Genomic DNA, 22,164 nt, shown 5'->3' with positions numbered 1-22,164 from the left:
AGTAAATTGAGTAAAAAGCTACCGCCATTCTTAAGGAAACTGAGCTACTTCGGAAAATCAGAAGACATGACCGACCATGCGACAATCGCACCTGATGACCGAGCTACTGAAAAAGTGTATCGACGGCGCTGGCAGCACGATAAGGTAGTCAGGACGACTCATGGTGTGAACTGTACGGGTTCCTGCAGCTGGAAGGTCCATGTAAAGGATGGAATCATCACCTGGGAAACCCAGCAGACAGATTACCCAACGACAGGACCTGATATGCCAGAGTATGAACCGCGAGGCTGTCCCAGAGGTGCTACCTTTTCATGGTATACATACAGCCCAGTCAGGATCAGGTATCCGTATGTTAGAAGTGCATTAATCGAATTATGGAGAGAAGCATTCAAGGAACATAAGGATCCGGTCAATGCTTGGAAAAGTATTGTCAATGATCCTGAAAAAGCAGAAAGGTACAAGTCTGCCCGCGGTAAAGGCGGATTTGTCCGCTCCAGCTGGGATGAACTTAACACATTGATCTCTGCTTCTTTGATTCATACGATTCAAGAGTATGGTCCAGATCGGATTTTTGGTTTCTCCCCAATTCCGGCCATGTCAATGGTTAGCTATGCTGGGGGTGCCAGATTCTTGAATTTAATTGGTGCCCCTTTATTAAGCTTCTACGACTGGTATGCAGATTTACCGCCAGCATCACCGCAAATCTGGGGAGAGCAGACAGATGTTCCTGAAAGCTCTGATTGGTACAACTCCTCTTATTTGATCGTCTGGGGTTCAAATCTCCCGCAGACTAGGACACCTGATTCCCATTTTTACGTAGAGGCACGGTACAGAGGGGCAAAGGTTGTCGCAGTAAGTCCGGATTATGCAGAATTCGTGAAGTTTGCTGATAAATGGCTGCCTGTCCAGGCTGGTATGGACGGGGCTATCGCAATGGCGATGACTCATGTCATTCTAAAAGAATTCTATGTTGATCAGCAAGTTGATTATTTTAATGACTATGTAAAAAAATACACGGATTTACCGTATCTGCTACTTCTGAAAAAGAATGGTGATTTTTATCAAGGGGATAAGTTCCTGAGGGCTTCTGATATAGGCAGACAGACGGAAAATGGCGAATGGAAGACCGTCGTCCTTGATCAGTCATCAAATGACTTTTCTGTTCCTAATGGGAGCATTGGTCATCGCTGGGAAGATAACCAGAGCTGGAATCTCCATATGAAAGATACGGATAACCAGCTCGATGGGATTGATCCTGTCTTGACCCTCAAAGGGAGGGAAGATGAAGTTGTGATGGCAGGCTTCCCATTTTTCGGTCCAGAAAAGAAGGAAATACTAAAAAGAGGAATCCCGGTTAAGAAAATAACCAAAGACGGTGAAGAGATGTATGTGACGACCGTCTTCGATATGCTTCTTGCGAATTGCGGTGTGAATCGTGGATTAGCAGGGGACTATCCTGCCGATTATGACGATTTACAACCATATACTCCAGCCTGGCAGGAATCCATTTCAGGAGTCAGCAGGCAGGACTGTGCTCAAATAGCGAGGGAGTTCGCACAAAATGCCATCGATTCAAAAGGAAGATCGATGATTATCATGGGCTCAGGTATCAACCACTGGTATCATTCTGACATGATTTACCGCGCAATTCTGAATCTTGTATTGTTGACAGGCTGCCAGGGAGTGAACGGCGGTGGCTGGGCTCACTATGTCGGGCAGGAAAAGGTGCGCCCTCTTGAAGGATGGCAGACAGTCGCCATGGCAAGAGACTGGGGCGGACCTCCAAGGCTGCAAAACGGAACATCGTTTTTCTATTTTGCTTCCGAGCAGTGGAGGTACGATAACCAAACATCGGATGAACTCATTTCACCATTGGTTGATAAGCCTACTTACCAACATCCAGGTGATTATAATGTGTTGTCGGCAAGACTAGGATGGCTGCCTTCCTACCCTCAGTTCAATGACAATTCGATTAAAATTGCCGAGAAGACTGGTCAAAGTGATAAAGAGGCAATTATCAAAGATGTCGTTAAGCAGCTGAAAGAGGGCAAGCTGAAATTTGCCATAGAAAATCCCGAAGATCCAAAGAACTTTCCAAAGGTTCTATTTGTATGGCGCGCAAATCTGATTGGCAGCTCAGCTAAGGGACATGAATATTTTCTTAAGCACCTGCTTGGCACACACCATGGCAATTTAAGTGAACAGAATGAAGAGGATCTAACAAAAGAGATTAGCTGGGTGCAGGATGTTCCGGAAGGCAAGCTTGATTTAATGATAGATTATGATTTCAGGATGTGTGGAACAGGATTGTACTCTGATATCATCCTTCCATCGGCGACCTGGTATGAAAAGTACGATGTATCGAGCACTGATATGCACCCGTTCATCCATCCGTTCAACCCTGCCATCACGCCGCCATGGGAGGCGAAATCCGATTGGGATGCGTTCAAAAATCTCGCCAAGACGTTCTCTGAAATGGCAGAAAGATATTTTAGTGAACCTGTGACAGACCTGGTAGCTACTCCTCTGTTGCATGATTCGAGAGATGAAATCTCTCAGGCGTATGGAAAAATACCTGACTGGAAAAATGGCGATGTCGAGCCACAGCCGGGCGTGAATCTTCCTCGCCTCCACTTGGTCGAGCGTGATTTGACGAAGGTATATGACAAGTTCATCGCTCTTGGTTCGAATGTAAAGGAATCAATAGGATCAAAGGGGATTGGCTGGGAAGCGGCCAAGGAATACGAAAAGCTGAAAGCAATCAATGGTACTGCTTCACAAACAAAGGAATACAAGGACTTGCCGAGCTTGTTTACAGACAGGAATGCTGCGGAGACGATTCTTACGTTATCTAGTACCACTAATGGTTCCCTGGCAATGAAGGCATGGGATGCTCTGGAAAAGAAAACGGGCCTTGAATTGAAAGATCTTGCAGAAGAACGTGCTGAAGAGCATATGTCATTTGCGGAAATCACCGCTCAGCCACGGAAGGTGATTTCATCGCCAGTCTTCAGCGGGTCAGAAACCGGGAACCGGCGCTATAACCCTTTTACAACGAATGTAGAACGGCTAGTGCCATGGCGAACATTGACAGGGCGGCAGCATTTCTATATGGATCATGACCTCATGATTGAATTCGGAGAGGAACTTCCTAACTTCAAGGCACCGCTTCATAAGCTCGCTTTTTACCAGGGCGATCATGAACCTGCTGCAAAAGGGAATGAGATAACCCTTAGCTACCTAACGCCTCATTTTAAATGGTCCTATCACAGTACGTATGGAGATACCCTGCCCATGTTGACTTTATTCCGCGGGGGTCCGCATGTATGGCTGAATAATGATGATGCTGCTTCTGTCGGCATAGAGGATAATGATTGGATTGAGATGTATAACCGTAACGGAGTGGTTGTTGCGAGGGCAGTTGTCAGCCATAGAATGCCAAAAGGAATTGTCTTCATGTATCACGTACAGGAGCGTTACATCAACGTGCCAGGTTCTCCAATCACGAAACAGCGAGGTGGTACGTTCAACAGTCCGACCCGTATCCATATTAAGCCGACCCAGATGATTGGCGGGTATGCGCAATTAAGCTATGGATTCAACTATTATGGACCGACCGGAAACCAAAGGGATGAGAAGGTAGTGATTCGGAAAATGAATAGGGATGAGGTGGATTGGCTTGAAGATTAAGGCACAGTTCGGAATGGTCATGAATCTCGATAAGTGCATTGGCTGCCATACTTGCAGTGTTACTTGCAAGAATACCTGGACGAACCGCCCTGGAGTGGAATATCAATGGTGGAACAATGTTGAAACGAAACCGGGAATTGGCTACCCAAAAGAATGGGAGAACCAGGAGCTGCGAAAGGGAGGCTGGGCCCTCAAGAACGGGAAGCTGGAGCTAAAAGCCGGTGGAAGAGTCAATAAATTGCTGAATATATTCTATAACCCTGACTTGGCAGATATGGATGATTATTATGAGCCTTGGACATATGACTATGAGAATCTGATTCAAAGCCCTGAGAAGAAGCATCAACCCGTGGCAAGGCCCAAATCCCAGGTAACGGGTGAGTACATGGACATCAAATGGGGACCAAACTGGGAGGATGATCTCGCCGGGGTGCATGTAACGGGGAAGAGGGACCCGAACATGGCAGGTCTTGATGAACAGATCAAATTTGAATTTGAACAGGCATTCATGATGTACCTGCCAAGAATTTGCGAGCATTGCATGAATCCTTCCTGTGTTTCTTCCTGCCCATCTGGTGCGATGTATAAGAGGGAAGAAGACGGAATTGTCCTTGTCGACCAGGATGCCTGCCGGAGCTGGAGATTTTGCATGACAGGCTGTCCTTATAAAAAGGTTTATTTTAACTGGAAAACACAGAAGGCTGAAAAATGCACTTTCTGTTACCCGCGAATTGAAGCAGGATTGCCTACCGTTTGTTCTGAAACTTGTGTGGGCAGGCTGAGATATATCGGAATCATCCTATATGATGCGGATAAAATCAAGGAGGCTGCATCCGTTCAGGACGACAAGGACCTGTATGAGGCTCAATTGGGTATGTTCCTTGACCCGCATGATCCGGAAGTGATCAAGGAAGCGAAAAAAGAAGGAATCCCTGATGACTGGATTGAAGCAGCCCAGAGATCACCGGTCTACAAGATGGCTGTTGAACAAAGGATTGCGCTTCCGCTTCACCCTGAATACCGGACGCTTCCAATGGTTTGGTATGTTCCGCCATTGAGCCCGTTCGTGAACGTTTTCGGCGGCCAAATCGATGACCTGGATCCGAATATCATATTTCCGACGATTAACCAGTTCCGTATCCCAATTGAATATCTGGCAAATCTCTTTACGGCTGGTGATACTGATGTGATTAAATCGGTACTTCGGAAGCTGGTGGCAATGCGTATGTACATGCGCCAGGTGAATTTAGGCAAAGAGCCGAACCTCGAGGTTCTAGAAGCAGCAGGAATGAACGAGCAAGTGGCAAGGGATATGTATGAGCTCTCGGCGATTGCCAAGTATTCAGAACGCTATGTCATTCCACCTTCCCACAAGGAAAGAACAGGGGATATGCATTTTATGCAAGGAAACGCAGGCTTTGAGGACCTTGCTCAGGACTGTGAATCATGCAGCGTCGGATCTGAACGTGATCCCCTCTATTATTATGGAGAAGAATACTGGAGGGATTTGGATGAACCAAAGCCAAGTGGTTTATAAGTTGTCTTCCATTTTGCTGCACTACCCGGAAAAAGAGTGGAAAGAATACCTTTCAGAACTTCATAAAGAAGCGAGTATAATTAATGATGCAAAATTACGTGGAATGATCGGAAATTTCCTGGACTACTTGGACAGGACCAGTATGGAAAAATTGTGCCAGAACTATGTGCTGACGTTTGATTTCAATGATAGAAGTACGCTCTACCTAACTTATTCTGTATTCAAGGATAACCGGGAGAGAGGTCCTGCACTTGTAAAGCTTAGGAATGAGTTCCTTGAGGCAGGAGCCGATCTGGAGAGTGATGAACTGCCGGATTACCTTCCCCTAATCCTGGAGTTCGCTTCCATCACGGAAACAGAAAAATCGGCAAAGATTCTCAAACTGCATTTCCGGGCGATTGAGCGGTTAAGTCTGGAGCTGGAATCGATGAACAGTCCATATCATTATTTGCTGGGAGCATGTGTGTTGTGTATCAAACAGCTTAGAACGAATGAACAGATCAGTAGAAAAGGTGAAAGGAGAATCATATGAGCAGCCTCGATCTCTTTTTATGGGTGATTTTCCCTTCTATTTGTCTGACGGTCTTTGTGTTAGGGCATATATACCGCTATAATACTGATCAGTTTGGCTGGTCGGCAAAATCCAGTCAATTTCTCGAGAAGAAGAAGCTTAAATGGGGAAGCATTCTTTTCCATTGGGGAATCATCTTCGTGTTCTTCGGCCACGTTGCCGGTGTGCTTATTCCTAAGATCATCTATGACAATATCGGTATAACAGACCACATGTACCATTTTGGCGCTGTATGGTTCGGCGGAGCGGCAGGAGTCATCTGCGTAATCGGAGGAGCTTTGCTTTTCATGAGAAGAGCATCAGTCAAACGAATCAGAGTGAACAGCAAATTCAAGGATTGGTTATCACTAGTGCTGCTGGGTATTGTAGTCATTGTCGGATTCACCAACACAGTTGGATACACGGCATCAGGAGGAGATTTTGATTACCGTACAACGATCGGTCCCTGGTTCAGGGGGATCCTGACCTTCAATCCAGAACCAGCTTATATGATTGGTGCGCCGATCGGTTTTCAGGCTCATATCCTTTTGGCTTTCGTCTTATTTGCGGTTTGGCCATTCACAAGGCTGGTTCATGTCTGGAGCTTGCCTTTGGAATATCTTAAGAGAAAATACCTGGTTTATCGAAGGATGGCCCCAGCCAAAAATGTTACCAAGAGAAATTGAACCATAAAAGAAAGGCTGAATCTCAGCCTTTCTTTGCCATTTTAGTAAAGGAGGAGTCGAATATGTCAGGACCTGCGTTGAAGAATCACTTTTCACATCAATCCATTCATGATGGTTATTATACAGAAGGACGAGATTTGACAGAATTACTCGTAAAACTATTCAGAGAGGAACGTGATGAGGATTGTGCCGTTGCAGCAGACGCCCTTGTGGAACATTGGGAAACGAGGACAATCGCTCATGCGGATTCTGAGGAAGAAGGCTTTTATAAGGAAGTCATAGAAAACCAGCCAGAAATGAGGGAGGAAGTTATCAAACTCATTAGAGACCACGATTTAATTAGAATGATTGTGGCCGATGTCAAGGCCAGGCTGCCGAAAGAAGGAGTAACAGAAGAAGTCATAGATCGGTTTAAAACCATTCTTCACCTGGTGGATATCCATAATCATGAGGAAGAACGAATCCTTTTCAGGCAAGATCATTCTCACCTTGAACAAATCCGCGAACAAAATGAAAAACCAGCCTCCGGACAATAGTCGCCATATAGACAGGAAAATAGGAAGCAGAGAATCCCCTAAATGGACTCTCTGCTTTTTCTAATGGTTCGATAAATCACTGAACATCGCTACCAACATTTTGGGCTGGCCGGCATCATCTCTAATGGTACTGATTGTCAGCCATTCAGGATAGATTTCTCCGTTTTTCTTCCTATTCCAAATTTCACCTTGCCAATATCCGTCACTATTGATTTTTTCCCACATCGATCTGTAAAAATCTTTCTCATGCTTACCTGATTGCAGGATGGATGGTGTTTTTCCGATCGCTTCTTCTGCCTTATATCCAGTTACTTTTGTAAAAGCGGGATTTACCTTCTGGATGACTCCGTTCATATCCGTTACCATCATACCCGATTCGGTACTCTCCAGAACATTGGAAGCGAGCTTGAGCTTGTCTTGATAATAAAGCCAAACAACAAGAATCAGGCTGGCAAGCGCAAATTCAGAGAGCGCCATGAATCCAATTGCGTAATGCCCGGTCCAATTGAACAAGGTGGTGAGGATCAATGGAGGGAAAAAGCCTCCCAGCCCGCCCATCGCAGCAACGATTCCATTCACAATCCCTGCCTGCTTTGAAAAATACATCGGAACAAGCTTAAAGATAGTTCCATTCCCAATCCCGGCTGATATCGCCACTCCCATTACACCGACTGTGTAAATCGGTAAGGAGGGAGTAAAGGAAAGGAGAAATCCGCTAAATGTCAGCCCTGTGAAGACAAACATCAGGATGATGAAAGAATTGAATTTGTCGCCAAGCCATCCGCCAACAGGTCGAAGGAAGGTGGCGATCGTGATGAAGCCTGCTGTTCTAAGACCAGCATCCACTTTACTGAGGTCAAAATGGTTCACCAGGAAATTTGGCAAATAGATGGTGAACGCGACAAACGACCCGAAGGTGATGAAATAAAATAAGCTAAGCAGCCAAAGTTTAGGATTACGATAAACACCTTTTATCTGCTCACCCAGCGAAACCTTGACCTTCTTCTCTTGCCTGTCCCCGAGCAGGAAGTTTAGGACTGTAATGATGATCAACAGAATCAGGTACATGTTAACTGTTGCACGCCAACCAAATTCATTTGCAATCACTGGAGCTAAAAATGCAGTAAAGGCAGTACCGATATTTCCCGCACCATAAATCCCATTTACAAAACCGTGTTTCTCCTTAGGATAATATTTAGGTAACGATGTTACGCCGACAGAAAAAACAGCACCGCCAATACCAAGCAAGAGTCCGCCTGTGATCAATATTGTGATTGAGTCGGCAGAACTTATGATAAAGACGGGGAGTAAGAGGGTGATAAAACTAATGGTGAAAATCAGGCGAGCACCATACTTATTTGTCCAATACCCAAGGGGGATCCTCAAAATTGAGCCGAGGATTACCGGAATAGCGGTAACTAAAGCCATTTCACTGGAAGTCAAATCAATGTCAGCCGATATGTAGGGCATTAAAGAGGATAGAATCACCCACACCATGAAACCAATCACCAGACTAGAGGTCTGAAGAACGAGTTGAAAGCTTCCTTTTTGCATTGTAGAACTCCTTTCATTGTTCTGCAAAGAATAATGGCGTCACTACTTAAAATACCCATATAGATGCCAGTAAACCAGGTATTTTACAGAATTTTAAAAGTCAGGGAAGTTTGGGGTTATGAAAGGAATATATGATCCTCTGCATTGATAAATGAAAGGAGCTATTTCTGTGAAGAAGGAAAATGACATAAAAAAAGCTGCAAAACCAATAGGTTTTGCAGCTTTTTTAGAAAGTGGAGAATAGGGGGCTCGAACCCCTGACCTCAACGCTGCCAGCGTTGCGCTCTCCCAGCTGAGCTAATCCCCCGTATCTAAACAGATAAGGTACAAGAAAGATTATATAACCATCTCATCGGACATGCAAGACAAAATTTAACGTGAATACAAAAACTATCATGATTCCTCTGACTCCCAACCCATGCATGAAAATAAATCTCCTATGTCCATAATGTAGAGGACACAAACGGTTTATAGGACGTGGCTTTTTATGGTGGCTAAGACCCTGTAACAAAAACTGTTTGAGTGGATTTGGTGATCAACCCTTTGTTGGCTCATTCCCTTTGGGAAGGATGACCACGTACAGAAAAATGCCTTTTTTCAAATCCGCTCGCTGTTTGTGATCTAATACGTGGAGGATTGGTATTATGGATGTATTTATTGAACGTTGTGCAGGTCTTGATGTTCATTCAGAGACAATCGTTGCCTGCGTTCTAACCGGCAAGCAAGACGAGGATTTGATCAAGATTACTGAAACCTTTCCAACCTTGACGAAGGATTTATTCCGTTTATTAAAGTGGCTGAAAGACCATGGGGTCACCCATATTGCGATGGAAAGCACCGGAGTCTATTGGAAGCCTGTGTTTAATATCCTTGAAGACTTTTTTGATATTACTCTTGCGAATGCCCAAAGGATCAAGAACGTCCCAGGAAGAAAAACAGATGTTTCCGATGCCGAGTGGATTGCCAAATTATTGCGACATGGGCTCATCGAAAAGAGTTTTGTGCCTCCGTCCGATATCCGGGAGTTACGGGACCTCACACGTCTCCGAAAAAAGTGGATTGGCCAATTAACTTCTGAAAAGAACCGGATTCAGAAGGTTCTGGAGTGTTCAAACGTTAAGCTGAGTTCGGTTATTTCCGATGTCTTTGGGGTTTCAGGGAGAAAGTTGCTTGAGAGACTGGTGGAACAGGGATACGTAGATGGCGATGAAGTCGAAAGCAGAATACACGGAAAAATGTCATCTAAAAAACAATTAATTACTGACTCGCTCTTCGGTACGATTAATGACCATCAAAGGTTTCTAATCAAACAGTCTTGGCTTCACATTCAACAACTAGAGGAACATATTTTAGAGGTGGAGAAAAGAATTGACCAACTTCTGGAGCAATATAAAGAAGAACTTCATTTGCTTCTGACCATTCCTGGGATAAAGAAAGATACAGCAGCCATCATCATTGCCGAGATTGGAGTGGATATGAATCAGTTCCCAACCTCTCAACATTTATCTTCGTGGGCAGGTGTATCTCCTGGCAATCATGAAAGTGCAGGGAAACGTAAGAGTACTCGGACAACAAAAGGTAATCCGCACATTAAGTCAGCCATGTGTGAAGCAGCCTGGGCCGTTTCCAGATGCCGAAATAGGTGGTTAGCTACGAAATACTGGTCCACTGCCGCTAGAAGAGGAAAGAAAAAAGCACTCGTTGCGACATCGCATCGAATGCTTCGAATCATCTACTCCATGCTTATAAACAAGGAGCCATTTAAAGAAAGACAAGTTATTTAGTATAACCAAAACCAAATAGAAGTATACACGGTTACCCTCCTACCGGTAGCCCTGCTTTCTTATTGGCTTTTTTAGGTTATTTTAAGGATTACCGAATATGATCACGATTATTCGAAGAAGCCAGAATTAATTATTTTCACAGAAAAAAGCTGCATTAAGCAGCTTTTCTCCTATAAACCTTCTATTTCAACTCTGTTGATCCCTTCGATTTCCGACACGGTTTCATAAACATCCGTCGTCTTTCTGCGGAAGTCCACGGTTACAATCAATTGTACCAGTTGGTTTCCTTCTGCAAGATCCTTAATGCGGACGTTTTTCAATGCAATTTTTTCCCCCTTGATTCTGGTAATAATATCAGCGATGCTTTCCCGGCTGTTGACATTGAACTGCAGCCGGATCTCTTTTTCCCTTAATTGCCTTGGTCCTATGAAAGTCATCAAAAATGGGATGAATTCCACACTCACAATAAGCAGAGCAACACCAGCAATGGCTTCCCAATAAAATCCGGCACCTACCGTGATTCCAATACCAGCGGCACCCCAAATCATCGCTGCCGTTGTAAGACCCGAAATCGTATCATTCCCTCTTCGTAAAATAACCCCGGCACCGAGGAAGCCGATACCGGATACAATCTGGGCCGCCAAGCGGAGAGGATCCATCGTGATATTAACGTCCTCGTCTCCTGGGAACATATAGGCTGATTCACTTGACACAATCGTCAAAAGACAGCTGACAATCGAGATAACAAGACTAGTCTTAAGGCCTACAGGTTTTCTTTTAATTTCCCTTTCAAGCCCGATGACCAGGCCCAAGAAAGCGGATATCCCCAACTTAAGTAAAATTTCCATATCAATTGAAAATAACATGTCGTTTCTCCTGCCCCTGATTAGATGTATTTAATTTCCCTAAAAAAGACGGACTAAACTTTTCCAATAAAAATTAATTTTTATTTCAAGATAAAAGTTCGATTTCATTGTAAAATACATATAATTCACAATGAAATTATTAAAGGAGAATGGAAATGGAAGCACCTAAAGTAAACCCTTATATGGCGGTAGCAATTGGAGTCATTGCAGTCTCGACTTCTGCGATTTTGGTCAAAGTCTCATCCGCGCCGTCCGGAGTCATTGCATTTTACCGGTTATTCTTTTCAGTACTACTAATGCTGCCGGTGTTTCTTATAAAGTATGTTTCAGAACTGCGTCTTATTACGAAACGTGATTGGGTATTCACAGGAATCGCCGGGATATTTCTGGCCTTTCATTTTATCCTCTGGTTCGAATCACTAAACTATACCTCAGTAGCAAGCTCTACTGTACTGGTCACGCTTCAGCCACTTTTTGCATTCGTAGGGGCTTATCTCTTTTTTAAAGAGCGTGTTTCAGCTAAAGCGATTTTAAGCGGAGTAATTGCAATTGGCGGCAGCGTCATCATTAGCTGGGGGGACTTCAAAATCAGTGGAAGTGCGTTGTTTGGAGACTTTCTGGCGATTGTAGCCTGTGCATTAGTCACTGTATACCTTTTATTTGGCCAAACAGTCAGAAAGAGAATGTCTTTAATAACCTACACTTTCATTGTTTATAGCATCAGTTCGATTACTTTATTCTTCTATGTAATAGCGGTAGGTGATTCATTCTATCCATATCCTGCAAGCGATTGGGTTTACTTTGTCCTCCTTGCGCTGATACCGACTCTGCTTGGCCATACACTATTCAACTGGTCGATTAAATGGATCAGCGCATCAGTCATTTCTATGGCGATACTATTTGAACCTGTGGGCGCAACGGTCCTGGCTTTCTACCTCCTCGGTGAAAAAGTGATTTTGACACAGATTATTGGAGGATTAGTTGTTATTGCTGGTATAACATTGTTTTTAGTAGATGAAAGAAAGATGAAGCTTAAAAATCAAGCCGAGATCAATTCAATATCGGGGTAGGAGAGGAATATGCAAATCAGGAAGGCTACGAAAGATGATGCGTGCGGTATTGCAAAGGTTCACGTTATAAGCTGGCAAGAAACGTATCAGGGATTGGTACGCCAGGAATATTTAGATTCCTTGAAGGTGGAGGACAGGAAACCTTTATGGGAAAAAGGCTTGTTACTAAATGCTGAAACTTCTCCGGTTTTTGTTGCTGTTAACCCAGAAGGGGAAATAATCGGATTCGCATCCTTTGGAAAAGAGAGGACAGGAAAATTCGATGCCGATGGAGAACTATACGCGATCTACATTCTTAAAGAGTATCAAAGAGGTAAGCTAGGCTTGAGACTGCTCCAAGCTGGTTTGGAAGAGATGCAGAAACTTCATTATCAATCTATGCTCGTTTGGGTGTTAGCTGATAATGAAAGTCGTAAATTTTATAAAAGCCTTAAACCCAAAAAAGCTGGAGAAGAAGTTGTGAAAATTGCGGGCAAAGAGTATCTTGAATTCGCTTATATTTGGAAGGAACTAAATATCCTTCAACAGACTATCATTGAAAAACTAAGGGGATAGAACGATCAATCGTGGAGTGTACTGAAGAAAAATGGGTTTCAATATGAAGGGATACTCAGAAAGCGATTCTTTGAAAAAGGAAGTTGTTGACGCAGCACTTGCAGCTATTCTAAGGGAAGATAAAAGGTAACCAGTTCCAAAAGGTGAGGCCTTGAGTATATGACTTAATGGATAAAGGGACCAAATTGCCATAATGGCGATTTGGTCCCTTTTGTTCATAGAAGCATTTACACTTAAAGGGAATTTACCTTTCTTTGTTGAATTTTTTTAAGAGAGAGAGGTAAAACTTTAAATATTTTTTAATAATATTTTTCTGTATGGCATAAGACAAAAATCAAACGGAGGTTTTAAATGAATGTTCAGGAGATCATGAATAAGCTAGCAGAGCTGAGTTCAGAGCAAACGAAGAAAACTTTCATTAATCATGGAGCAAATGGAACCCTGTACGGAGTAAAGATTGGGGATTTGAAAAAGCTTGTCAAGCATGTGAAAAAAGACCACGAGTTGGCTCTAGCCTTGTATGATACAGGAAACTTTGATGCTATGTATTTAGCAGGGCTGTCTATTAATCCGAAATTGGTGACAAAGGAAACCCTCCAAAAATGGGTGGGAAACGTAGACTGGTACATGCTTGCGGAATATACTGTTGCAGGAGTGGCGGCTGAAAGTCATTATGCTTTGGAACTTGCCCGTGAATGGATGGAGTCAGAAGAAGAAATGACAGCAGTTGCCGGCTGGAGTACATATGCCAACTATTTATCCATTACCCCTGATGAAAAACTGGATTTAGAAGAAATCAGAACGCTGCTTCAAAGAGCAGAAACAACTATTCATCAAGAAAAAAACCGAGTTCGGTATTGTATGAATGGATTTGTGATCAGTGTAGGAGCCTATGTGATTGACTTACATGATGAAGCGATGAAAGTTGCTGAAACAATCGGCAACGTTCATGTCAATATGGGTAACACTGCGTGTAAAGTTCCTCTTGCCGTTCCTTATATTGAAAAGATTGCAAGTCGTAACAAAATTGGTGTTAAACGGAAGACATGCATCTGTTAAGTTTGAAATTAAAGGCTGTGCTAGGATGTCCTCTTGTTCCAATTCACTTGTATGGCTTTAGCCGAATGACATAGGTAAAAATCGCTTAACAAGTACGTTAAGCGATTTTGGGCTTTTCTTAGATATTTTATTTGCAATGCCAATTTTAAATTTTAACTAATAAATTTTATATAAATAGATATGTGAACCTGGAAAACAGTAATGCGCAAACAGTTGATAAGATTAAAGTTCCTCCGTGAACCCTTCCTTCAGCGTTGGCAATTTTAATGGCTTCAATGTAGGCAATGCAAAATAAAAGGATTGCCATGAATAATGATAGATAAAGTGCAATTGATTGCAGCAAATAGGATCACCTCTGTAAATTAGTTTGTCCAAAAGATTATATGAGCTCAAATGAGAAAATATTAATAAAAGGATATTATAGAAGGAAAGTTGGATATCAGTAGTGAGATGAAACTTTGTGAAAAAAACATTTAAAATTATATTGCAAACATTTTTTATCCGTGTTATATTTAATCTCGCTTCAGTAAAACAACGCTGAATTGATAAAAACAACATCTTTTCAAGTGATAAACAAAAATGAAAAATGATGTTGACAATAACAAAACAGCGTGTTATATTAATAAAGTCGCTTCCGGGCGACGAACTGAACAACTTGCTCTTTGAAAACTAAACAAACAAGCGTCAACAAACAATAAATTTTCATGTCTTCTATTATAGAAGATCATGAGCCAACGTTTTAACTTTATGAGCTAACTCATAACTCTTTCTTGGAGAGTTTGATCCTGGCTCAGGACGAACGCTGGCGGCGTGCCTAATACATGCAAGTCGAGCGGATCTTCATTAGCTTGCTTTTGAAGATCAGCGGCGGACGGGTGAGTAACACGTGGGCAACCTGCCTGTAAGACTGGGATAACTTCGGGAAACCGGAGCTAATACCGGATAATCCTTTCCCTCACATGAGGGAAAGCTGAAAGACGGTTTCGGCTGTCACTTACAGATGGGCCCGCGGCGCATTAGCTAGTTGGTGAGGTAACGGCTCACCAAGGCAACGATGCGTAGCCGACCTGAGAGGGTGATCGGCCACACTGGGACTGAGACACGGCCCAGACTCCTACGGGAGGCAGCAGTAGGGAATCTTCCGCAATGGACGAAAGTCTGACGGAGCAACGCCGCGTGAGCGATGAAGGCCTTCGGGTCGTAAAGCTCTGTTGTCAGGGAAGAACAAGTACCGGAGTAACTGCCGGTACCTTGACGGTACCTGACCAGAAAGCCACGGCTAACTACGTGCCAGCAGCCGCGGTAATACGTAGGTGGCAAGCGTTGTCCGGAATTATTGGGCGTAAAGCGCGCGCAGGCGGTTCCTTAAGTCTGATGTGAAAGCCCCCGGCTCAACCGGGGAGGGTCATTGGAAACTGGGGAACTTGAGTGCAGAAGAGGAGAGCGGAATTCCACGTGTAGCGGTGAAATGCGTAGAGATGTGGAGGAACACCAGTGGCGAAGGCGGCTCTCTGGTCTGTAACTGACGCTGAGGCGCGAAAGCGTGGGGAGCGAACAGGATTAGATACCCTGGTAGTCCACGCCGTAAACGATGAGTGCTAAGTGTTAGAGGGTTTCCGCCCTTTAGTGCTGCAGCAAACGCATTAAGCACTCCGCCTGGGGAGTACGGCCGCAAGGCTGAAACTCAAAGGAATTGACGGGGGCCCGCACAAGCGGTGGAGCATGTGGTTTAATTCGAAGCAACGCGAAGAACCTTACCAGGTCTTGACATCCTCTGACAACCCTAGAGATAGGGCGTTCCCCTTCGGGGGACAGAGTGACAGGTGGTGCATGGTTGTCGTCAGCTCGTGTCGTGAGATGTTGGGTTAAGTCCCGCAACGAGCGCAACCCTTGATCTTAGTTGCCAGCATTCAGTTGGGCACTCTAAGGTGACTGCCGGTGACAAACCGGAGGAAGGTGGGGATGACGTCAAATCATCATGCCCCTTATGACCTGGGCTACACACGTGCTACAATGGATGGAACAAAGGGTCGCGAAGCCGCGAGGTCGAGCCAATCCCATAAATCCATTCTCAGTTCGGATTGCAGGCTGCAACTCGCCTGCATGAAGCCGGAATCGCTAGTAATCGCGGATCAGCATGCCGCGGTGAATACGTTCCCGGGCCTTGTACACACCGCCCGTCACACCACGAGAGTTTGTAACACCCGAAGTCGGTGGGGTAACCTTTTGGAGCCAGCCGCCTAAGGTGGGACAGATGATTGGGGTGAAGTCGTAACAAGGTAGCCGTATCGGAAGGTGCGGCTGGATCACCTCCTTTCTAAGGATATTGCCGTAATGGCAATCGGAATGCGAATCTTACGATTCGTACTGTTGACTAGCTTGTTTGTTTAGTTTTGAGGGAGTAATTGCCTCAAAGCTTTTTTTGTTCCTTGAAAACTAGATAATCGTAAGTAAGAAGAACCAAGAAAAACCGAGTGATCGCCATTTTAGTTTTCTCTCTATTCAATAGAGAAATGACCTTTTAGGTTAAGTTAGAAAGGGCGCACGGTGGATGCCTTGGCACTAGGAGCCGATGAAGGACGGGACTAACACCGATATGCTTCGGGGAGCTGTAAGTAAGCTTTGATCCGGAGATTTCCGAATGGGGAAACCCACTGTTCGTAATGGAACAGTATCTTTGCCTGAATACATAGGGCATTGAAGGCAGACCCGGGGAACTGAAACATCTAAGTACCCGGAGGAAGAGAAAGCAAACGCGATTCCCTGAGTAGCGGCGAGCGAAACGGGACATAGCCCAAACCAAGAGGCTTGCCTCTTGGGGTTGTAGGACACTCTACATGGAGTTACAAAGGAACGGGGTAGATGAAGTGGTCTGGAAAGGCCCGTCAGAGAAGGTAAAAACCCTGTAGTTGAAACTTCGTTCCCTCCTGAGTGGATCCTGAGTACGGCGGGACACGTGAAATCCCGTCGGAAGCTGGGAGGACCATCTCCCAAGGCTAAATACTCCCTAGTGACCGATAGTGAACCAGTACCGTGAGGGAAAGGTGAAAAGCACCCCGGAAGGGGAGTGAAAGAGATCCTGAAACCGTGTGCCTACAAGTAGTCAGAGCCCGTTCATGGGTGATGGCGTGCCTTTTGTAGAATGAACCGGCGAGTTACGATTACATGCAAGGTTAAGTTGAGAAGACGGAGCCGCAGCGAAAGCGAGTCTGAATAGGGCGAATGAGTATGTGGTCGTAGACCCGAAACCAGGTGATCTACCCATGTCCAGGGTGAAGGTTGGGTAACACCAACTGGAGGCCCGAACCCACGCACGTTGAAAAGTGCGGGGATGAGGTGTGGGTAGCGGAGAAATTCCAATCGAACTTGGAGATAGCTGGTTCTCTCCGAAATAGCTTTAGGGCTAGCCTCACGTTGTAAGAGTCTTGGAGGTAGAGCACTGTTTGGACTAGGGGCCCTCATCGGGTTACCGAATTCAGACAAACTCCGAATGCCAAAGACTTATCCGTGGGAGTCAGACTGCGAGTGATAAGATCCGTAGTCAAAAGGGAAACAGCCCAGACCACCAGCTAAGGTCCCAAAGTATACGTTAAGTGGAAAAGGATGTGGAGTTGCTTAGACAACCAGGATGTTGGCTTAGAAGCAGCCACCATTTAAAGAGTGCGTAATAGCTCACTGGTCGAGTGACTCTGCGCCGAAAATGTACCGGGGCTAAACGTATCACCGAAGCTGTGGATTGACATCTTAGATGTCAGTGGTAGGAGAGCGTTCTAAGGGCGTTGAAGTCAGACCGTAAGGACTGGTGGAGCGCTTAGAAGTGAGAATGCCGGTATGAGTAGCGAAAGATGGGTGAGAATCCCATCCACCGAATGCCTAAGGTTTCCTGAGGAAGGCTCGTCCTCTCAGGGTTAGTCGGGACCTAAGCCGAGGCCGAAAGGCGTAGGCGATGGACAACAGGTTGATATTCCTGTACCACCTCTTTATCGTTTGAGCGACGGGGGGACGCAGGAGGATAGGGTAAGCGCGCTGTTGGATATGCGCGTCTAAGCAGTTAGGCTGCAAGTGAGGCAAATCCCGCTTGCGTGAAGGCTGAGCTGTGACAGCGAGGGAAATATAGTACCGAAGTTCCTGATTCCACACTGCCAAGAAAAGCCTCTAGCGAGATAAATGGTGCCCGTACCGCAAACCGACACAGGTAGGCGAGGAGAGAATCCTAAGGTGAGCGAGAGAACTCTCGTTAAGGAACTCGGCAAAATGACCCCGTAACTTCGGGAGAAGGGGTGCTCATTTGGGTGAATAGCCCGGATGAGCCGCAGTGAATAGGCCCAGGCGACTGTTTAGCAAAAACACAGGTCTCTGCGAAGCCGCAAGGCGAAGTATAGGGGCTGACGCCTGCCCGGTGCTGGAAGGTTAAGAGGAGGGGTTAGCTCACGCGAAGCTCTGAATCGAAGCCCCAGTAAACGGCGGCCGTAACTATAACGGTCCTAAGGTAGCGAAATTCCTTGTCGGGTAAGTTCCGACCCGCACGAAAGGCGTAACGATCTGGGCACTGTCTCAACGAGAGACTCGGTGAAATTATAGTACCTGTGAAGATGCAGGTTACCCGCGACAGGACGGAAAGACCCCGTGGAGCTTTACTGTAGCCTGATATTGAATTTTGGTACAGCTTGTACAGGATAGGTAGGAGCCTGAGAAACCGGAGCGCCAGCTTCGGTGGAGGCGTCGGTGGGATACTACCCTGGCTGTATTGAAATTCTAACCCGCGCCCCTGATCGGGGCGGGAGACAGTGTCAGGTGGGCAGTTTGACTGGGGCGGTCGCCTCCTAAAGAGTAACGGAGGCGCCCAAAGGTTCCCTCAGAATGGTTGGAAATCATTCGCAGAGTGTAAAGGCACAAGGGAGCTTGACTGCGAGACCTACAAGTCGAGCAGGGACGAAAGTCGGGCTTAGTGATCCGGTGGTTCCGCATGGAAGGGCCATCGCTCAACGGATAAAAGCTACCCCGGGGATAACAGGCTTATCTCCCCCAAGAGTCCACATCGACGGGGAGGTTTGGCACCTCGATGTCGGCTCATCGCATCCTGGGGCTGTAGTCGGTCCCAAGGGTTGGGCTGTTCGCCCATTAAAGCGGTACGCGAGCTGGGTTCAGAACGTCGTGAGACAGTTCGGTCCCTATCCGTCGTGGGCGCAGGAAATTTGAGAGGAGCTGTCCTTAGTACGAGAGGACCGGGATGGACGCACCGCTGGTGTACCAGTTGTCTTGCCAAAGGCATCGCTGGGTAGCTATGTGCGGACGGGATAAGTGCTGAAAGCATCTAAGCATGAAGCCCCCCTCAAGATGAGATTTCCCATAGCGCAAGCTAGTAAGAACCCTGAAAGATGATCAGGTTGATAGGTCAGAGGTGGAAGCGCGGTGACGTGTGGAGCTGACTGATACTAATCGTTCGAGGACTTAACCAAATTAGATTACTCGTTCTTCTTGAACTCTTCTTACACATTATCTAGTTTTGAGGGAATAAAAGCTTTTCGTTAAGTGAAAAACTTTTTAAAATTCCTCTTGCAAATTGCATAAAAGACAGTATAATAGATATTGTCTTCAAAAAATGTCTGGTGACGATGGCGAGAAGGTCACACCCGTTCCCATACCGAACACGGAAGTTAAGCTTCTCAGCGCCGATGGTAGTTGGGGGGTTCCCCCTGTGAGAGTAGGACGTCGCCGGGCAGTTTCAAATGGAGGATTAGCTCAGCTGGGAGAGCATCTGCCTTACAAGCAGAGGGTCGGCGGTTCGATCCCGTCATCCTCCACCATATATAATTCACACAGTGAAACTCATCTTTATTACCTTGCCGGTGTAGCTCAATTGGTAGAGCAACTGACTTGTAATCAGTAGGTTGGGGGTTCAAGTCCTCTTGCCGGCACCACTTGTACGAGCCATTAGCTCAGTCGGTAGAGCATCTGACTTTTAATCAGAGGGTCGAAGGTTCGAGTCCTTCATGGCTCACCACTTTTTTTTGAAATAATATGCGGGTGTGGCGGAATTGGCAGACGCACCAGACTTAGGATCTGGCGCCGCAAGGCGTGGGGGTTCGACTCCCTTCACCCGCACCATTTCTTCAAAAACAATATGACGCGGAAGTAGTTCAGTGGTAGAATACAACCTTGCCAAGGTTGGGGTCGCGGGTTCGAATCCCGTCTTCCGCTCCATAGTTCCTTAGCCGGGGTGGCGGAACTGGCAGACGCACAGGACTTAAAATCCTGCGGTAGGTGACTACCGTACCGGTTCGATTCCGGTCCTCGGCACCACCAAGTTAGCTAATATACTAAATATGCGCCCGTAGCTCAATTGGATAGAGCGTCTGACTACGGATCAGAAGGTTATGGGTTCGACTCCTTTCGGGCGCGCCATTATATTTTCTCTTTATCGGGGAGTAGCTCAGCTTGGTAGAGCACTTGGTTTGGGACCAAGGGGTCGCAGGTTCGAATCCTGTCTTCCCGACCATGCTACTTATATTATATGGGGCCTTAGCTCAGCTGGGAGAGCGCCTGCCTTGCACGCAGGAGGTCAGCGGTTCGATCCCGCTAGGCTCCACCATAAAACTTACAATAATATTTTGGCGGTGTAGCTCAGCTGGCTAGAGCGTACGGTTCATACCCGTAAGGTCGGGGGTTCGATCCCCTCCGCCGCTACCAAAATTAATCTGGTTGAACCTATTCAATCTAGGATTTCCTGGACCTTTAGCTCAGCTGGTTAGAGCAGACGGCTCATAACCGTCCGGTCGTAGGTTCGAGTCCTACAAGGTCCACCATTGCTTATTTAATACGGAGGTATACCCAAGTCTGGCTGAAGGGATCGGTCTTGAAAACCGACAGGCGGGTAACACCGCGCGGGGGTTCGAATCCCTCTACCTCCTCCATAATTTTATTATCTATAATATCGTCGCGGGGTGGAGCAACGAGCGTTACTTCACTGAATATGCTGCGAGTTGTACCGATCGAGTTGCTTCTTGAATAAGCTGCCTGAGATCGGGACAGTCCATGCTCACTTAGAGCATAAACAATATTATATGATTAATATCGTCGCGGGGTGGAGCAGTCCGGTAGCTCGTCGGGCTCATAACCCGAAGGTCGCAGGTTCAAATCCTGCCCCCGCAATCAAAGTAAGTTCTTTTCAAGTACTGAACTTGAAAAGATACTGGTCCCGTGGTGTAGCGGTTAACATGCCTGCCTGTCACGCAGGAGATCGCCGGTTCGATCCCGGTCGGGACCGCCATTTTTATTTTGTGGCTCAGTAGCTCAGTCGGTAGAGTAGAGCAGATTGCTCACTTCCTGAATAAGCTTCTGTGGCAATCTGCGAGAAAGACCGAAGGTCATTTGAGCAAAGGGCCTAAACAAGTAAAAGTTTAGGATGCAATATTATAGTGGCTCAGTAGCTCAGTCGGTAGAGCAAAGGACTGAAAATCCTTGTGTCGGCGGTTCGATTCCGTCCTGAGCCACCTTATTTAATTTGAATGAATTTGCAATTATAGATATGGCGATTGTGGCGAAGTGGTTAACGCATCGGATTGTGGTTCCGACATTCGTGGGTTCGATTCCCATCAGTCGCCCCTTTTTTATATGCGGGTGTAGTTTACTGGTAAAACCTCAGCCTTCCAAGCTGATGTAGTGGGTTCGATTCCCATCACCCGCTCCATAAGGGCCTATAGCTCAGCTGGTTAGAGCGCACGCCTGATAAGCGTGAGGTCGGTGGTTCGAGTCCACTTAGGCCCATTTTTTATATTATTCCGCAGTAGCTCAGTGGTAGAGCACTCGGCTGTTAACCGAGCGGTCGTAGGTTCGAATCCTACCTGCGGAGCCATTTATATGGGGAAGTACTCAAGAGGCTGAAGAGGCGCCCCTGCTAAGGGTGTAGGTCGGGTAACCGGCGCGAGGGTTCAAATCCCTCCTTCTCCGCCATAAGGCCCCTTGGTCAAGCGGTTAAGACACCGCCCTTTCACGGCGGTAACACGGGTTCGAATCCCGTAGGGGTCATAAGAAAAGCTGTTAGCATTTATGCTAACGGCTTTTTTTTTATGTCCATATAATTTTGGACCCCAAAGAGAATCCAGGTATTAATTCAAATGTACTTTTGAATTGCTATATTATCAATACCTCAAGCATCCTTAACTAAGAAGAAGGTAGGATGCCGGTTATGAGGTCGAGGGTCAAAACGGGTAACTAAAAGAAGGAATATGTGCCCGGTTACGAGGTCGACTGTCAAAACCGGTAAAACCGGTAACA

11 protein-coding genes, 22 tRNA genes and 3 rRNA genes are annotated in these 22,164 nt (G+C 45.9%); 33 read left to right on the top strand and 3 right to left on the bottom strand.

Annotated features, from left to right (window positions below; translation table 11 throughout):
• Positions 1 to 6 precede the first annotated feature (6 nt).
• The 5 genes from RH061_RS18915 to RH061_RS18895 all read left to right on the top strand — a co-directional run bounded on the left by RH061_RS18915 (position 7) and on the right by RH061_RS18895 (position 6,999).
• The gene (locus RH061_RS18915) at positions 7 to 3,690 is read left to right on the top strand and encodes a nitrate reductase subunit alpha (RefSeq protein ID WP_311072372.1); all 3,684 of its coding nucleotides are present in this window, start codon (positions 7 to 9) and stop codon (positions 3,688 to 3,690) included.
• Positions 3,680 to 5,227 carry a nitrate reductase subunit beta gene (narH, locus tag RH061_RS18910; protein ID WP_311072371.1) on the top strand — a complete coding sequence of 516 codons (1,548 nt, stop codon included), beginning with the start codon at positions 3,680 to 3,682 and terminating at the stop codon, positions 5,225 to 5,227. The genes RH061_RS18915 and narH overlap by 11 nt, the downstream gene beginning before the upstream one ends.
• Positions 5,202 to 5,759 carry a nitrate reductase molybdenum cofactor assembly chaperone gene (narJ, locus tag RH061_RS18905; protein WP_311072370.1) on the top strand — a complete coding sequence of 186 codons (558 nt, stop codon included), beginning with the start codon at positions 5,202 to 5,204 and terminating at the stop codon, positions 5,757 to 5,759. The genes narH and narJ overlap by 26 nt, the downstream gene beginning before the upstream one ends.
• Complete coding sequence (gene narI / locus RH061_RS18900; protein ID WP_311072369.1) at positions 5,756 to 6,463, top strand: respiratory nitrate reductase subunit gamma; 708 nt, start codon at positions 5,756 to 5,758, stop codon at positions 6,461 to 6,463. Before narJ ends, narI begins: the two co-directional genes overlap by 4 nt.
• A 62-nt stretch (positions 6,464 to 6,525) precedes the next feature.
• Positions 6,526 to 6,999, top strand: a complete 474-nt coding sequence (locus tag RH061_RS18895; RefSeq protein ID WP_251615503.1) for a hemerythrin domain-containing protein — start codon at positions 6,526 to 6,528, stop codon at positions 6,997 to 6,999.
• A 60-nt stretch (positions 7,000 to 7,059) separates the two neighbouring features.
• Here the strand turns inward: RH061_RS18895 and RH061_RS18890 are convergent, their stop codons facing one another.
• Both RH061_RS18890 and RH061_RS18885 read right to left on the bottom strand, forming a co-directional pair.
• Positions 7,060 to 8,553, bottom strand: coding sequence for a nitrate/nitrite transporter (locus RH061_RS18890; protein ID WP_311072368.1), 1,494 nt, complete (start codon positions 8,551 to 8,553; stop codon positions 7,060 to 7,062).
• A 234-nt stretch (positions 8,554 to 8,787) separates the two neighbouring features.
• A tRNA-Ala gene (locus RH061_RS18885) sits at positions 8,788 to 8,860 on the bottom strand.
• 337 nt (positions 8,861 to 9,197) lie between these two features.
• Between RH061_RS18885 and RH061_RS18880 the strand changes: the two genes are divergently transcribed.
• Positions 9,198 to 10,337: an IS110 family RNA-guided transposase gene (locus RH061_RS18880; RefSeq protein ID WP_311072367.1), complete on the top strand. Its 1,140-nt coding sequence runs from the start codon at positions 9,198 to 9,200 to the stop codon at positions 10,335 to 10,337.
• 170 nt (positions 10,338 to 10,507) lie between these two features.
• On the opposite strand, the gene RH061_RS18875 is transcribed toward RH061_RS18880, so the two are convergent.
• Positions 10,508 to 11,203: an MgtC/SapB family protein gene (locus tag RH061_RS18875; protein ID WP_311072366.1), complete on the bottom strand. Its 696-nt coding sequence runs from the start codon at positions 11,201 to 11,203 to the stop codon at positions 10,508 to 10,510.
• Positions 11,204 to 11,358: 155 nt separating this feature from the next.
• Between RH061_RS18875 and RH061_RS18870 the strand changes: the two genes are divergently transcribed.
• The 27 genes from RH061_RS18870 (at position 11,359) to RH061_RS18740 (ending at position 21,915) form a co-directional block, all read left to right on the top strand.
• Positions 11,359 to 12,273: a DMT family transporter gene (locus tag RH061_RS18870; RefSeq protein WP_311072365.1), complete on the top strand. Its 915-nt coding sequence runs from the start codon at positions 11,359 to 11,361 to the stop codon at positions 12,271 to 12,273.
• 9 nt (positions 12,274 to 12,282) lie between these two features.
• Positions 12,283 to 12,828 carry a GNAT family N-acetyltransferase gene (locus RH061_RS18865; RefSeq protein ID WP_311072364.1) on the top strand — a complete coding sequence of 182 codons (546 nt, stop codon included), beginning with the start codon at positions 12,283 to 12,285 and terminating at the stop codon, positions 12,826 to 12,828.
• Positions 12,829 to 13,179: 351 nt separating this feature from the next.
• The gene (locus tag RH061_RS18860) at positions 13,180 to 13,887 is read left to right on the top strand and encodes a DNA alkylation repair protein (RefSeq protein ID WP_311072363.1); all 708 of its coding nucleotides are present in this window, start codon (positions 13,180 to 13,182) and stop codon (positions 13,885 to 13,887) included.
• A gap of 767 nt (positions 13,888 to 14,654) precedes the next feature.
• A 16S ribosomal RNA gene (locus RH061_RS18855) occupies positions 14,655 to 16,204 on the top strand.
• Positions 16,205 to 16,411: 207 nt separating this feature from the next.
• Positions 16,412 to 19,346, top strand: a 23S ribosomal RNA gene (locus tag RH061_RS18850).
• 146 nt (positions 19,347 to 19,492) lie between these two features.
• A 5S ribosomal RNA gene (gene rrf / locus RH061_RS18845) occupies positions 19,493 to 19,608 on the top strand.
• The 16S, 23S and 5S rRNA genes sit together here with 21 tRNA genes alongside, the layout of an rRNA operon.
• A 10-nt stretch (positions 19,609 to 19,618) precedes the next feature.
• Positions 19,619 to 19,694 (top strand) — tRNA-Val (locus tag RH061_RS18840).
• A gap of 38 nt (positions 19,695 to 19,732) precedes the next feature.
• Positions 19,733 to 19,808, top strand: a tRNA-Thr gene (locus RH061_RS18835).
• A gap of 7 nt (positions 19,809 to 19,815) precedes the next feature.
• Positions 19,816 to 19,891: transfer RNA gene (locus RH061_RS18830), tRNA-Lys, on the top strand.
• A gap of 19 nt (positions 19,892 to 19,910) precedes the next feature.
• Positions 19,911 to 19,995 (top strand) — tRNA-Leu (locus RH061_RS18825).
• Positions 19,996 to 20,016: 21 nt separating this feature from the next.
• A tRNA-Gly gene (locus tag RH061_RS18820) sits at positions 20,017 to 20,091 on the top strand.
• A 10-nt stretch (positions 20,092 to 20,101) separates the two neighbouring features.
• Positions 20,102 to 20,190, top strand: a tRNA-Leu gene (locus RH061_RS18815).
• Between the two features lie 25 nt (positions 20,191 to 20,215).
• Positions 20,216 to 20,292 (top strand) — tRNA-Arg (locus tag RH061_RS18810).
• 17 nt (positions 20,293 to 20,309) lie between these two features.
• Positions 20,310 to 20,386, top strand: a tRNA-Pro gene (locus tag RH061_RS18805).
• A gap of 17 nt (positions 20,387 to 20,403) precedes the next feature.
• A tRNA-Ala gene (locus RH061_RS18800) sits at positions 20,404 to 20,479 on the top strand.
• Between the two features lie 21 nt (positions 20,480 to 20,500).
• Positions 20,501 to 20,577, top strand: a tRNA-Met gene (locus RH061_RS18795).
• A 39-nt stretch (positions 20,578 to 20,616) separates the two neighbouring features.
• Positions 20,617 to 20,693 (top strand) — tRNA-Ile (locus RH061_RS18790).
• A gap of 15 nt (positions 20,694 to 20,708) precedes the next feature.
• A tRNA-Ser gene (locus RH061_RS18785) sits at positions 20,709 to 20,801 on the top strand.
• 164 nt (positions 20,802 to 20,965) lie between these two features.
• Positions 20,966 to 21,039 (top strand) — tRNA-Met (locus RH061_RS18780).
• 42 nt (positions 21,040 to 21,081) lie between these two features.
• Positions 21,082 to 21,157: transfer RNA gene (locus RH061_RS18775), tRNA-Asp, on the top strand.
• A 150-nt stretch (positions 21,158 to 21,307) separates the two neighbouring features.
• Positions 21,308 to 21,380: transfer RNA gene (locus RH061_RS18770), tRNA-Phe, on the top strand.
• Between the two features lie 38 nt (positions 21,381 to 21,418).
• Positions 21,419 to 21,491, top strand: a tRNA-His gene (locus tag RH061_RS18765).
• A 12-nt stretch (positions 21,492 to 21,503) separates the two neighbouring features.
• Positions 21,504 to 21,577 (top strand) — tRNA-Gly (locus RH061_RS18760).
• A gap of 3 nt (positions 21,578 to 21,580) precedes the next feature.
• Positions 21,581 to 21,654, top strand: a tRNA-Ile gene (locus RH061_RS18755).
• Between the two features lie 13 nt (positions 21,655 to 21,667).
• Positions 21,668 to 21,742, top strand: a tRNA-Asn gene (locus tag RH061_RS18750).
• A gap of 7 nt (positions 21,743 to 21,749) precedes the next feature.
• Positions 21,750 to 21,840 (top strand) — tRNA-Ser (locus tag RH061_RS18745).
• Positions 21,841 to 21,843: 3 nt separating this feature from the next.
• Positions 21,844 to 21,915: transfer RNA gene (locus tag RH061_RS18740), tRNA-Glu, on the top strand.
• The last annotated feature ends 249 nt before the right edge of the window (positions 21,916 to 22,164 follow it).

It is taken from the genome of Mesobacillus jeotgali, from assembly GCF_031759225.1.
GTDB lineage: Bacteria > Bacillota > Bacilli > Bacillales > Cytobacillaceae > Mesobacillus > Mesobacillus jeotgali_B.
The sequence above is the reverse complement of the archived record's forward strand: the minus strand, read 5'-3'. Positions and strand labels throughout refer to the sequence as shown.